Consider the following 12,369-nt stretch of genomic DNA (forward strand, 5'->3'; position numbering starts at 1 on the left):
TGCTTCCCTTCCCCGCCGTCAACTCGGCGCTGCGTTGCGCCTCTGCGCGCCGGCAATTCAAACCCGCGGCGGTGGGGGGAATTCCAGCACAGTGCAGGATCTCCAACAAGGGCCACCGGGTGACCTGTGACCCGTATGACACGGCGTGAGCACCACGTCACAAGCCGTAGAAAGGCTTGGCGGAGGAAATGGGACTTTTATTGACGAGCCACTTACGGGCGGGGGGTGTCCCAGTCCTGATGATCAACAGCGGAATGTAACGTTCAGTAATGCAATGTCCGTTTCGATGGGTGTGCACACCTGTCCGGTATGAGCGAAATGACCATCGATTCGTGAGCAAACTCACAGGGTGATCGTCGATCTGTCCCCGCCGTGCCGGGGAATTGGATGTTTAGCCTGACGCTTTACAGGGACGGCCCATCCGACAAGCGGCGCCCCGGCGCCCGTTCACCTGACAAGGTCTGAAAACACAGATGAAGACGACGACGATGTTCCGCAACACCGCCAACCCCCGGCGCACCACGCTGGCGCACCTCAAGGACGCCGAGGAGCTGGCCCCCACGGAACAGCCGGAGCACCCCGTCACCCTGCCGAACCGGACCGCCAATCCCCGCCGTACGACACTGATGGACGCGCCTGTGGCGCAGTAAGTTCCCGGACCCGCCGGGTCCGCCGACGCGCCGCTTCCCCGGCCCGCGCCCCGCTCCACTCCGGTCCGTGTCCCGCTCCACCCGGCTCCGCCTCCGCCCCGCTCCGCCGGATCCGTCTCCGTGATCCGCTCGCGACCGCCCGCGCTTCTATACGTGAGGCGGTCGCTTCGCGTTCACGCGGGGTGCGCCGGCAGCCTTCCTCGCGGTCGCCCGGCGGCTCCCCGTGGCGCCCGGCGGCGCTCAGCGGTGTTCACGGCCGGCAAACCACGCGCCGGGCTGTCCTCACCGCGCGTTAGCCTGGAGCGTCAGTCTCCAGACCAGCCAGCAAGTGAGGGGCGACAGCATCCCGTGCGCATCGCCAGATTCTCCATCGACGGCAATGTCGCCTTCGGCGCGGTCGAGGGCGAAGGCACCGGCGACCCCGCCGGCCTCGTCCTCGACATCATCAAGGGCATTCCGTACTCCGACTTCGAGCTCTCCGGCACCAAGGTCCCGCTGAGCAAGGTCCGGCTGCTCCCGCCCGTGCTCCCCAACAAGGTCGTGGGCATCGGCCGCAACTACGCGGAACACGCGGCGGAACTGGGCAACGCGGTCCCCGAGGTCCCGGTGGCCTTCTTCAAGCCCACCACCTCGGTGATCGGCTCCGGCGACGCGATCGAGTACCCCTCCTTCTCGGACGAGGTCCATTACGAGGCCGAACTGGCCGTCGTCATCGGCCGGATGTGCCGCGAGGTCCCGCGCGAGCGCGTCAAGGACGTCATCTTCGGCTACACCTGTGCCAACGACGTCACCGCCCGCGACGTCCAGAAGCGCGAGAAGCAGTGGGCCCGCGCCAAGGGCTTCGACACCTCGTGTCCGCTGGGCCCCTGGGTGGAGACCGAACTCGACCCCTCCGACGTCACCATCCAGTGCACGGTCAACGGCCAACAGCGCCAACTCGGCCGTACGAGCGAGATGGTCCGCTCCATCGAGGATCTGGTCGTCCACATCACCGAGGCCATGACGCTGCTCCCGGGCGACGTCATCCTCACGGGCACCCCCGCCGGGGTCGGCCCCCTCAGTGCCGGCGACGAGGTCGCCGTCACCATCGAAGGCATCGGCACTCTCACCAACAAGGTGATCAAGCGTGGCTAACGCACCTGTGCGTGTACGTTTCTGTCCCTCGCCGACCGGCAACCCCCATGTGGGACTGGTCCGCACCGCCCTGTTCAACTGGGCGTTCGCCCGCCACACCGGCGGCTCCCTGGTCCTGCGGATCGAGGACACCGACGCGGCGCGTGACTCCGAGGAGTCGTACGAGCAGCTGCTCGACTCGCTGCGCTGGCTGGGGCTCGACTGGGACGAGGGCCCCGAAGTGGGCGGCCCGCACGCGCCGTACCGTCAGTCGCAGCGGATGGACCTCTACCGCGACATCGCCGAGAAGCTGCTCGCCGCCTCGTACGCGTACCACTGCTACTGCACCACCGAGGAGCTGGACGCCCGCCGCGAGGCGGCCCGCGCGGCGGGCAGGCCCTCCGGGTACGACGGCCACTGCCGCGACCTGACGGCGGACGAGAAGGCGGCGTACGAGGCCGAGGGCCGCAGCGCCATCGTCCGCTTCCGGATGCCCGACGGGCCGATCACCTTCACGGACCTGGTCCGCGGCGAGCTGACCTTCACCCCGGAGAACGTCCCGGACTACGGCATCGTCCGCGCCAACGGGGCCCCGCTCTACACGCTCGTCAACCCGGTCGACGACGCGCTGATGGGGATCACGCATGTCCTGCGCGGTGAGGACCTGCTCTCCTCCACTCCCCGCCAGGTCGCCCTCTACAAGGCGCTGATCGAGCTGGGCATCGCGAAGGACGTCCCGTCGTTCGGGCACCTTCCGTACGTCATGGGCGAGGGCAACAAGAAGCTCTCCAAGCGCGACCCGCAGGCGTCCCTCAACCTCTACCGCGAGCGCGGCTTCCTGCCCGAGGGGCTGCTCAACTACCTCTCGCTGCTGGGCTGGTCCCTCTCCGCCGACCGCGACATCTTCTCCATGGCGGAGATGGTCGAGGCGTTCGACATCGCGGACGTCAACGCCAACCCGGCCCGCTTCGACCTGAAGAAGGCCGAGGCGATCAACGCCGACCACATCCGCCTGCTGGACGTGAAGACGTTCATCGAGGCCTGCGGCCCCTGGCTGAAGGCCCCGCACGCCCCCTGGGCGCCGGAGTCCTTCGACGCCGCCGCCTTCGAGGCGCTGGCCCCGCTGGCCCAGACCCGGGTCACGGTGCTCTCCGACATCACCGCCAATGTCGACTTCCTCTTCCTCGACGAGCCGGTGGCGGACGAGGCGTCCTGGTCGAAGGCGATGAAGCCGGGCGCGGACGCCCTGCTGGCCACCGCCCGTACGAAGATCGCCGAGGCGGACTGGGACGCGGAGTCCCTGAAGAACGCGGTCCTCGCGGCGGGCGAGGAGCACGGCCTCAAACTCGGCAAGGCCCAGGCCCCGGTCCGCGTGGCGGTCACGGGCCGCACGGTGGGCCTGCCGCTCTTCGAGTCCCTGGAACTCCTGGGCCGCGAGCGCACGCTGTCCCGGATCGACGCGACGCTGGCCAAGCTGACGGCCTGAGCGGGGCTTACGCGTAGGGGAAGGGGCCCGGAGACCGTCACGGTCTCCGGGCCCTTTCGCCTGCCCGCCTCGGGCTGTTCCCGTACCGAAAACTGCGTAAGGCGGGAATTTCGGTACAGGAGGCCGCCCAGGGGTGCCACCCCACGCCGGCCAACGCGGAGTTCCGGCCGGGCCTCTCAGTCGCACCCGCACCCCCCGGTATTCAGAAGTATTCTGTCGCCATGGCGGATACGACGATAAAGATCACCGATGAAGCGCGGGACCGGCTGCGGCAGCTTGCCGAGGAGCGGGGCGTCAGCACCCGCGCCTACGTCGAGCGGCTGATCGCCGCGACGCCTACCGAGGCCGAGCGGGCCGAGCACACCGCCCGTGCGGTGTCCTATGTGCGGAGCAATCTGCGGCCGGACCTCAGTGACGACGATGTGCGTGAGGCCGCGCTGTGGCGAGCCGCCATCACCACGGGCCAGGTCGGGGGCCGCAGGTGATCATCCTCGATCACACGGCGGTGCTCGCCCTGTGCCGTGGCCACCGGCTGTTGTCCGGCATCGCCGTCGTCGAGGTCGACGATCCGGCGCAGCGAGCGCATGTCCCCGCGCTCTGCCTGGTCGCGGCGAGTCTTGAGCTCCCGGGAGTCGCCGTCCACGTCGGCGCGTTGCCCGGCCTGGAGTTCCTGCCACTCGATTTCACCGCGTCGGCGGTGGTTGAGGAGATCACGGCGGCAGGCGCCGACTGGCGTTCCGCGCATGCGGTGTTCGCCGCGGTTTCGGGTGCGTTCGAGGGGCAGGTGCTGACGGCGGCCCCGGACGCCTATGACGGCACGGGAGTGTGGGCGGTCGATATCGGCAAACCGTGAACGTATCGGCAAGCCGTGAGCGTCGCCGGACTCGAGCGATGTCGCCGGAGCCGCGCGATACCGTCGGCGTATGCCGATCCGCGCCGTGCTCTGGGACATCGACGACACCCTCTTCGATCACACCGGCGCGGACCGCGCCGGCATGCGGAGGCATCTCGCCGGTGTGGGACTGCCCGGCGCGTTCAGCTCGGTCGATCAAGCCCTCGGCCGCTGGCGCGAGCTCGCCGATCTGCACTGGGCGCGGTTCGTCGCCGGGGAGACGGACTTTCCGGGGCAGCGGCGCGACCGGGTCCGGGACTTTCTCGGGCTGGCGCTCGGTGATGCCGAGGCGGAGGCCTGGTTCGAGCAGCACGTTGTTCACTACGAGGCCGCCTGGAAGCTGTTTCCCGACAGTCTTGCCGTGCTGGACTTGCTGGCCACCGACTACCGGCAGGCCGTTCTGTCGAATGCGAGCATCCTGAACCAGGACCGCAAGCTGCGCGTCCTGGGCGTACGCGATCATTTCGAAGCCGTCCTGTGCTCCGCCGAGCTGGGGGTGGCCAAGCCTGACGCCGCCGCCTTCCGGGCCGCCTGTGACGCGCTGGCCCTGGCCCCGGGGGAGGTGGCGTACGTGGGCAATGAACCGGACATCGACGCAGGTGGCGCCGTGGCCGCCGGGCTCGCCGGGATCTGGCTGGACCGGGGCGGGCTCGGTGGCCGTCCGGAGCTGGTGCGGATCACCGGTCTCGGGCAGCTTCCCGGCCTGCTGCGTGGGGATACTCGTTTTGGAGCGCTGTCCGCGATCGGGTAATGTTCTTCCTGCGCCGCCCAAACAGGCCCGAAAGGTCCGGCGGGAAGCGCAAGCCAAGCAAACCCCCTTACGGGGGTTGAGTTTTGGTGGGCTATGGTGTAATTGGCAGCACGACGGTTTCTGGTTCCGTTAGTCTAGGTTCGAGTCCTGGTAGCCCAGCGCAGATTTTTCTGCAACGCCCCCGTTGTGTAGCGGCCTAGCACGCTGCCCTCTCACGGCAGTAGCGCCGGTTCGAATCCGGTCGGGGGTACAGATCCTTCTCTCCGACGTCTTCGGGTCGCACCTGGACGCGTCGATGCAGGATCGCTAGGGCCCCCGTTGTGTAGCGGCCTAGCACGCCGCCCTCTCAAGGCGGTAGCGCCGGTTCGAATCCGGTCGGGGGTACTGATCAATACCATGGGCTATGGTGTAATTGGCAACACGGCGGTTTCTGGTTCCGTTGTTCTAGGTTCGAGTCCTGGTAGCCCAGCGCAGGTTCACTGCAAGGCCCCCGTTGTGTAGCGGCCTAGCACGCTGCCCTCTCACGGCAGTAGCGCCGGTTCGAATCCGGTCGGGGGTACATACGAGAAGTGGGGGGGGGGGGGGGGGGGGGGGGGGGGGGGTTATTCCTCCGCGAGGGGGCCCCCCCCGCCCCCCCCCCCCACTTCTCTTTTTCCGGGCTCAATCCGCGCTGCCGAAGCGCCTGTTGGACTCCTCGGTCTCCGCCAGCCGACGCAGGCTGAGCAGCACCGGTTCGTACAGCACGGTCAATGCCACCGCCGCCTCGACCTGTTCACTCCCCGGCTCGTACCGCTCCACCATGTCCAGGTCCACGACGCCGAGTTCGGCGGCGGGGCGTGCGTACGCCAGCAGATCCTCGACGGTGCACGGATAGCCGGTCACCGACAGGCCGGCGACGGCGCGGACGAGCATGCGGTACGCGGGGGAGTCGTCCCTCGTTTCGTGTGCGAAGGTCCAGCCGAGCCGCTCCAGCAGGTCGTCCACGCGGAGTTGGGCCGCCTCGTGCGCGGCATCGGCGTCCGGTCCGCCCGCACCCGGACCTTCCGGCAGCGCCCAGATCGCCGTGCCCAGACGCGAATGGCGGTCGAGCGACTCGTCCTCCACCGCCACGAGCACCTCCCGCGCGGTCGCCACCGGCATTCGGCCCACCTGGATCAGCGCCCGGACCAGCCGCAGCCGGCGCAGATGCTCCTCGTCGTACTCGGCCTGGGTGGCGCTGATCCGGCGGCCGGGCCGGAGGAGCCCCTCACGCAGGTAGTACTTGATCGTGGCGGTGGTGATCCCGCTGCGTTCGCTGAGCTCCGCCATGCGCATTCCGGTTGCACCTTCCCTTGGAGAGTGTCACTATCCAAGCATGGATAGTGACGCTATCCAGTATGTGGGGGCCTTGGCCCGAGAGGAGCGACCGTCATGAGTGCGAAGCCGATCGAGGGGCGGATGACCGCGCGCGCCGACGGGGAGACGACCGTCTTCCTGATAGGGATGCGCATCAACAACTTCCGTGCGCTGCGCAGCTGGTGGCCCGTGGCGCGGGCGATGCCGCGGATGCTGAAAGAGCTGTCGCGGGACAAGGACAGCGGGCTGATGGGGGCCCGGATCCTGCTGGGCGGGCCGCGGCTGGTGTACCTCGTCCAGTACTGGAGCTCGAAGGAGAAGCTCCTGGCCTACGCGTCCGCCCCGGATCAGGAGCACCGCCCCGCCTGGGCGGCCTTCAACCGCCGGCTGCGGGCCGGCCGGGGCAAGGTGGGGTTCTGGCACGAGACGTATGTCGTCCCGGCGGGCTCGTACGAGAGCGTGTACATCAACATGCCGGAGTTCGGCCTCGGGGAGGCCACCGGGGTCGCGCCGGTGGGCAGTCGCGGGGAGCGTGCGGCGGACCGGCTGGCGTCATAGCGCGGGATCCCGGTACCGGTGTGGCCGCTGCGGCGTTGAAGCGGCCTACCGGTACTGACGGGCAGGTGGGTCAGATGAGAAAAGGCCAGGTGGGGAAGGTGGAGCCAAGAGGGAGAACCGTGGTCGCAGGCGGGAGGAGCGGTGATCGTGGAGGAGTCAGCCGGTGCGGCGCAGGGCCTCGCTCAGCCGCCCGGCCGCGTCGATCACCGCCTGCGCGTGCATACGGCCCGGGTGCCGCGTGAGCCGCTCGATCGGTCCGGATACCGAGACGGCCGCGACCACGCGGTTCGAGGGCCCCCGTACCGGCGCCGAGACCGAGGCGACGCCCGGCTCCCGCTCGCCGATCGACTGGGCCCAGCCCCTGCGCCGTACGCCCGAGAGCGCCGTCGCCGTGAACCGCGCCCCCTGAAGACCGCGGTGCAGCCGCTCCGGCTCCTCCCAGGCCATCAGGATCTGGGCGGAGGAGCCCGCCTTCATGGTCAGGGTGGAGCCGACCGGGACTGTGTCCCGCAGGCCCGAGAGCCGCTCCGCCGCCGCTACACATATCCGCATGTCACCCTGGCGGCGGTAGAGCTGCGCGCTCTCGCCGGTCAGGTCCCGGAGATGGGTGAGTACGGGTCCGGCCGTGGCCAGCAGGCGGTCCTCACCGGCCGCGGCGGCCAGCTCGGCCAGCCGCGGGCCGAGGATGAACCGGCCCTGCATGTCCCTCGCCACCATCCGGTGGTGTTCCAGTGCCACGGCCAGTCGATGGGCCGTGGGCCGTGCGAGCCCGGTCGCCGCGACCAGCCCGGCGAGGGTGGCCGGACCGGACTCCAGGGCGCTCAATACCAGAGCAGCCTTGTCGAGAACGCCGACGCCGCTAGAGTTGTCCATGAAACGATACTCGCGTCTCACTCTGTGAAACGCAAGTTCAATTTCCCAGGGAACTTGCAAACCTGTATGTACGGGCCCGAGGACCAACGGGTCCCCAGCCGTCGTCCGGCACGTGGGGAACGGGCGTGGCCCACATATCTCTAGGAGCGCCGGCCCGCACAAGGCCGGTCGGAGGGAAAGCGATGGGTAGGACACTCGCGGAGAAGGTCTGGGACGACCATGTCGTCCGGCGCGCAGAGGGCGAGCCCGACCTCCTCTTCATCGATCTGCACCTGCTGCACGAGGTGACCAGTCCCCAGGCCTTCGACGGCCTCCGTAAGAGCGACCGGCCGGTCCGGCGGCTCGACCTCACCATCGCTACCGAGGACCACAACACCCCGACCCTCGACATCGACAAGCCCATCGCGGACCCGGTCTCCCGTGTCCAGTTGGAGACGCTGCGCAAGAACTGCGCCGATTTCGGCGTGCGTCTGCACCCGCTGGGCGATGTCGAGCAGGGTGTCGTCCATGTCGTGGGCCCGCAGTTGGGACTGACCCAGCCCGGCACCACCGTGGTCTGCGGCGACAGCCACACCTCCACCCACGGCGCTTTCGGCGCCCTGGCGTTCGGTATCGGCACCAGCCAGGTCGAGCACGTGCTGGCCACCCAGACGCTGCCGCTGTCCCGCCCCAAGACCATGGCCATCACGGTCGAGGGCGACCTGGCCGACGACGTCACCGCCAAGGACCTGATCCTCGCCGTCATCGCCCGGATCGGCACCGGCGGCGGTCAGGGCTACATCCTCGAATACCGGGGCTCCGCCATCGAGAAACTCTCGATGGAAGCCCGGATGACCATCTGCAACATGTCCATCGAGGCCGGCGCCAGGGCGGGCATGATCGCCCCGGACGCGACCACCTTCGCCTACCTCCAGGGCCGCGACCACGCCCCGGCGGCCGAGGACTGGGACGCGGCGGTCGCGTACTGGAAGACGCTGCGCACCGACGACGACGCGGTCTTCGACGCCGAGGTCTTCATCGACGCCGCGGAACTGGCCCCGTTCGTCACCTGGGGCACCAACCCCGGCCAGGGCGCCCCGCTCTCCGCGAACGTCCCCGACCCGGCTTCGTACGAGGACGCTTCGGAGCGCTACGCCGCCGAAAAGGCCCTGGAATACATGGGGTTGACCGCCGGGCAGCCGCTGCGCGACATCAACGTCGACACCGTCTTCGTAGGCTCCTGCACCAACGGCCGTATCGAGGACCTGCGCTCGGCCGCCTCGATCCTGGACGGCCGCAAAGTCGCCGACGGCGTACGGATGCTGGTCGTTCCCGGTTCGGTACGGGTCTCGCTCCAGGCCGTCGCGGAGGGCCTGGACAAGGTCTTCACCGGCGCGGGCGCCGAATGGCGGCACGCGGGCTGCTCGATGTGCCTGGGCATGAACCCCGACCAACTCGCGCCCGGTGAGCGCTCCGCGTCCACCTCCAACCGCAACTTCGAGGGCAGGCAGGGCAAGGGCGGCCGTACCCACCTGGTCTCTCCCCAGGTCGCCGCCGCCACCGCCGTGCTGGGTCATCTGGCCTCGCCCGCCGATCTGTCCGACGCCGATGCCGGCGCCCGTACGCCCGCTGGAGCGCGATAACCATGGAAGCCTTCACCACCCACACCGGCCGTGCGGTACCGCTGCGCCGCAGCAACGTCGACACGGACCAGATCATCCCGGCCCACTGGCTCAAGAAGGTCACCCGCGACGGCTTCGAGGACGGCCTGTTCGAGGCCTGGCGCAAGGACCCGGCGTTCGTCCTCAACCAGCCCGAGTACACGGGCGCCACGGTGCTCGTCGCCGGTCCCGACTTCGGCACCGGATCCTCCCGTGAACACGCCGTCTGGGCCCTGCAGAACTTCGGTTTCAAGGCCGTCATCTCCTCCCGGTTCGCCGACATCTTCCGCGGCAACTCGCTCAAGAACGGTCTGCTGACCGTGGTTCTGGAGCAGCCGGTCGTGGACACCCTCTGGAAGATCGCGGAGAGTGACCCCACGGCCGAGATCACCGTGGACCTGGAGCAGCGCCAGGTCCGGGCGACCGCCCCCGACGGAGCAGTGCTTACGGCTGATTTCGAACTTGACGAGAACGCCCGCTGGCGGTTGCTGAACGGGCTCGACGACATCAGCCTCACCCTTCAGAACGAAGCCGACATCGCCGCCTACGAGGCCTCCCGGCCGGCCTTCAAACCGCGCACAATTACCGCCTGATCAGCGCTTTTACCCAACTGCACCCCCTGCCTCCGGGCAGGGGGTGCAGTTGCTTGTTGAGACCCCGTCGGGCGACAACTCGCCCCAGATGGCACAATCGGTGCATGGAACGCGACAGCCAACTCAAGCTCTACGGCTTAGTCGCCGAACAACTGAAAGAAGCGCACACACGAGTGCGTGGACTGCAAGTCCCGGAGGGCGTACGCATGGCGCTCTCCAGGAAGCTGCTGGTCATCACGGCTGCGGCGAAGCACGATCTGCCCGATGCGGCAAGGCGACTGGACCGCTTGATGAAGGACCTGGACGAGGGTCGTTTTCCAGAAGGCGACTGACCAGGGCGGTTCTCAGCCAGGTCGACTTCGTTGCGGCACTAGGGTGATTAGCCCGTTTCGTGTTTGATTTGCGGTATATATCTGCCTAACGTGCGAAAAAGCTTGAACACTTTCGTTCTGGCAATGTCTCCGAAGGGGAAGACGTGAACAAGGCGCAGCTCGTAGAAGCGATTGCCGACAAGGTCGGCGGCCGACAGCAGGCCGCGGACGCGGTCGACGCGGTACTCGACGCGATCGTCCGTGCAGTGGTCGCCGGTGACCGGGTCTCGGTCACCGGCTTCGGCTCGTTCGAGAAGGTTGACCGCCCGGCCCGTTACGCCCGCAACCCGCAGACGGGTGAGCGCGTACGGGTCAAGAAGACCTCGGTGCCGCGCTTCCGCGCGGGCCAGGGTTTCAAGGACCTGGTCAGCGGCTCGAAGAAGCTCCCCAAGAACGACGTGGCCGTCAAGAAGGCCCCCAAGGGCAGCCTCTCGGGCGGATCTTCCACCCGTACGACGGCCAAGGCCGCGGCCAAGAAGGCCACCGCCAAGAAGGCCACCACCGCCAGGAAGGTGGCGGCGAAGAAGACCACGGCCGCGAAGAAGACCGCGGTCAAGAAGACCACGGCCGCCAAGAAGACCACGGCCAAGAAGACAGGGGCGGCGAAGAAGACCGCCAAGAAGGCCACCGGCACGGCCAAGAAGGCCACCGCCAAGAAGACCGCGCCGGCCAAGAAGGCCACCGCCAAGAAGGCGCCGGCGAGGAAGGCGACCGCGCGCACCACCACCGCGAAGAAGACTGTCGCCAGGAAGAAGTAGGACAGAGCGGCACAGGGCCACACGCGTCGGGCCGGGCCTCCCCTCGGGGAGCCCGGCCCGCGGCGTTGTACGGGCGTACAGGGTACGGGCGTACGGGGTACGGGCGTACAGGGTACGGGCATACGCCGCCCGGGGCTCAGAACGTCTGGAGCGTCACCAGCGTGATGCGCAGGGACGCGCCCTCGCCCTCCGTCTCGATCCGCACGCGCTGCCCCACCCTGAGCATCCGCAGCCCGCCGGCGTCGAAGGCCGCACGGTCGAACTCCACCGGGGTGCCGTCGTCCAGCAGCACACTCCCGCCGCGGGTCCCGGAATCGTATGTGTACGAGGTCGCGTGCATAGCCGCAGCGTATCGGTCTCGGAGCCCGGCCCCGTGCCCGCCCCGGAGCCGGCCCAATGCCCGTTCCCAGCACGGCCGAAAGCCCGTTCCCAGCACGGTCGAAAGCCCGCCCCGAGCCCGGCCCAATGCCTGCCTCAATGGCTGCCCCGGGCCAGGCCGAAAGCCCGCCCAGAGGCCCCCTCAATGCCCTTCCCCGGGCCGGAGCGATGTCCGGTCCACGCTCGGCTCAAAGGCCCGCGCAATCCCCGTTCAGAGGCTCGGACGAGAGGCCCGGACGAGAGGCCCGGAGATCTTCGTGTCCCGCGTACCGCAGAGCCGTGTGCGTTCCCAGTCCCAGCGCCGCCGCCACCAGGAGATCGTCGCCGGTATCGACGTCCCGCCGTACGGAATCCACCCCGGTCAGCGCGATTTCCACCGCCCCCGAGGACAAATGCCGGAGCCTGGACGGACCGCCGAAATCCGGATTCAATTCCGTACCCGGCGCGGCCGTCAGCAATGTCGTACCGATTCCGGCCGCGTCGGCGAGAAATGCGCGCGGAAAAGGATCAGCGGCCTCCAGAACACGGGCCAGCTCACCGGGCCGCAGGGCCGGCAGATCCGCGTTGAGCACGGCTACGGCGGCCCGTGGCCGGACCGTCCTGACGGTCCGCGCGCCATGCGCCAGCGCCGCGTTGAGACCGCCCGCCGGAGCGTCCGGCACGACACGCGCCCCCAGCGCGGTGAGTTCCACCGTTGCCTTCGGATCGTCCGTGACGACCACCACGTCCCGCACGACATGGCAGGCCAGCGCCGCCGCGACGGTGTCCTGGGCGAACGCGAGGGCCAGCCGCGGACGCAGCGCGTCGTCCGCTGCTCCGGCGAGCCTGCTCTTCGCGAGCCGGAGCGGTTTGAGCGGGATGACCAAGGACCAGCGAATGGTCGGGTCGGTGTCCGTGGCGAACTCTCCGTTCATGTGTATCGGCCCTCTATTGTGGCCCGGCATCGTCCCTGCCCACAGGGTCGGCCCCGC

Annotated in this window: 15 protein-coding genes and 5 tRNA genes; 16 read left to right on the forward strand and 4 right to left on the reverse strand. The window is 68.8% G+C overall.

Annotated features, from left to right (window positions below):
• Positions 1-473: 473 nt before the first annotated feature.
• The 11 genes from ACIQD6_RS30510 (at position 474) to ACIQD6_RS30560 (ending at position 5,451) form a co-directional block, all read left to right on the forward strand.
• Positions 474-650: a hypothetical protein gene (locus ACIQD6_RS30510; RefSeq protein WP_401888642.1), complete on the forward strand. Its 177-nt coding sequence runs from the start codon at positions 474-476 to the stop codon at positions 648-650.
• A 348-nt stretch (positions 651-998) separates the two neighbouring features.
• Entirely contained in the window at positions 999-1,784 is a 786-nt protein-coding gene (locus ACIQD6_RS30515) for a fumarylacetoacetate hydrolase family protein (RefSeq protein ID WP_401888644.1), read from the forward strand.
• Positions 1,777-3,249 carry a glutamate--tRNA ligase gene (gene gltX / locus ACIQD6_RS30520; RefSeq protein WP_401888647.1) on the forward strand — a complete coding sequence of 491 codons (1,473 nt, stop codon included), beginning with the start codon at positions 1,777-1,779 and terminating at the stop codon, positions 3,247-3,249. The genes ACIQD6_RS30515 and gltX overlap by 8 nt, the downstream gene beginning before the upstream one ends.
• A 221-nt stretch (positions 3,250-3,470) precedes the next feature.
• A complete protein-coding gene (locus tag ACIQD6_RS30525) occupies positions 3,471-3,734 on the forward strand; it encodes a hypothetical protein (RefSeq protein WP_401888649.1) in 264 nt (87 codons plus the stop codon).
• Positions 3,731-4,102, forward strand: coding sequence for a hypothetical protein (locus tag ACIQD6_RS30530; RefSeq protein WP_401888652.1), 372 nt, complete (start codon positions 3,731-3,733; stop codon positions 4,100-4,102). The genes ACIQD6_RS30525 and ACIQD6_RS30530 overlap by 4 nt, the downstream gene beginning before the upstream one ends.
• Positions 4,103-4,172: 70 nt before the next feature.
• A complete protein-coding gene (locus tag ACIQD6_RS30535; protein ID WP_401888654.1) occupies positions 4,173-4,892 on the forward strand; it encodes an HAD family hydrolase in 720 nt (239 codons plus the stop codon).
• Between the two features lie 87 nt (positions 4,893-4,979).
• A tRNA-Gln gene (locus tag ACIQD6_RS30540) sits at positions 4,980-5,051 on the forward strand.
• An 18-nt stretch (positions 5,052-5,069) separates the two neighbouring features.
• Positions 5,070-5,142: transfer RNA gene (locus tag ACIQD6_RS30545), tRNA-Glu, on the forward strand.
• A gap of 61 nt (positions 5,143-5,203) precedes the next feature.
• Positions 5,204-5,276, forward strand: a tRNA-Glu gene (locus ACIQD6_RS30550).
• A 13-nt stretch (positions 5,277-5,289) separates the two neighbouring features.
• Positions 5,290-5,361, forward strand: a tRNA-Gln gene (locus tag ACIQD6_RS30555).
• Between the two features lie 17 nt (positions 5,362-5,378).
• A tRNA-Glu gene (locus tag ACIQD6_RS30560) sits at positions 5,379-5,451 on the forward strand.
• A 101-nt stretch (positions 5,452-5,552) separates the two neighbouring features.
• Here ACIQD6_RS30560 and ACIQD6_RS30565 read toward each other — a convergent pair.
• On the reverse strand, positions 5,553-6,206 hold the full coding sequence (locus tag ACIQD6_RS30565; protein WP_401888657.1) for a MerR family transcriptional regulator: 654 nt from the start codon (positions 6,204-6,206) through the stop codon (positions 5,553-5,555).
• A gap of 96 nt (positions 6,207-6,302) precedes the next feature.
• On the opposite strand from ACIQD6_RS30565, the gene ACIQD6_RS30570 reads away from it, so the two are divergent.
• Positions 6,303-6,785, forward strand: coding sequence for a DUF4188 domain-containing protein (locus ACIQD6_RS30570; protein ID WP_401888660.1), 483 nt, complete (start codon positions 6,303-6,305; stop codon positions 6,783-6,785).
• A gap of 156 nt (positions 6,786-6,941) precedes the next feature.
• Here the strand turns inward: ACIQD6_RS30570 and ndgR are convergent, their stop codons facing one another.
• A complete protein-coding gene (gene ndgR / locus ACIQD6_RS30575) occupies positions 6,942-7,658 on the reverse strand; it encodes an IclR family transcriptional regulator NdgR (protein ID WP_006383662.1) in 717 nt (238 codons plus the stop codon).
• A 182-nt stretch (positions 7,659-7,840) separates the two neighbouring features.
• Here ndgR and leuC point away from each other — a divergent pair, with 182 nt between their 5' ends.
• The 4 genes from leuC to ACIQD6_RS30595 all read left to right on the forward strand — a co-directional run bounded on the left by leuC (position 7,841) and on the right by ACIQD6_RS30595 (position 11,020).
• Entirely contained in the window at positions 7,841-9,280 is a 1,440-nt protein-coding gene (gene leuC, locus ACIQD6_RS30580) for a 3-isopropylmalate dehydratase large subunit (protein WP_401888663.1), read from the forward strand.
• Positions 9,281-9,282: 2 nt separating this feature from the next.
• A complete protein-coding gene (gene leuD / locus ACIQD6_RS30585) occupies positions 9,283-9,891 on the forward strand; it encodes a 3-isopropylmalate dehydratase small subunit (RefSeq protein WP_401888665.1) in 609 nt (202 codons plus the stop codon).
• Between the two features lie 104 nt (positions 9,892-9,995).
• On the forward strand, positions 9,996-10,223 hold the full coding sequence (locus tag ACIQD6_RS30590) for a hypothetical protein (protein WP_401888668.1): 228 nt from the start codon (positions 9,996-9,998) through the stop codon (positions 10,221-10,223).
• A 143-nt stretch (positions 10,224-10,366) separates the two neighbouring features.
• Positions 10,367-11,020, forward strand: coding sequence for an HU family DNA-binding protein (locus tag ACIQD6_RS30595; RefSeq protein ID WP_401888671.1), 654 nt, complete (start codon positions 10,367-10,369; stop codon positions 11,018-11,020).
• Between the two features lie 136 nt (positions 11,021-11,156).
• Here the strand turns inward: ACIQD6_RS30595 and ACIQD6_RS30600 are convergent, their stop codons facing one another.
• Both ACIQD6_RS30600 and cofC read right to left on the reverse strand, forming a co-directional pair.
• Positions 11,157-11,360 (reverse strand): hypothetical protein, encoded by a 204-nt coding sequence (locus ACIQD6_RS30600; RefSeq protein ID WP_401888673.1) that lies wholly within the window; start codon positions 11,358-11,360, stop codon positions 11,157-11,159.
• A 226-nt stretch (positions 11,361-11,586) separates the two neighbouring features.
• Positions 11,587-12,312: a 2-phospho-L-lactate guanylyltransferase gene (cofC, locus tag ACIQD6_RS30605; protein WP_401888675.1), complete on the reverse strand. Its 726-nt coding sequence runs from the start codon at positions 12,310-12,312 to the stop codon at positions 11,587-11,589.
• Positions 12,313-12,369: the final 57 nt, after the last annotated feature.

Source organism: Streptomyces sp. NPDC088400 (assembly GCF_044753355.1).
Classification (GTDB): domain Bacteria; phylum Actinomycetota; class Actinomycetes; order Streptomycetales; family Streptomycetaceae; genus Streptomyces.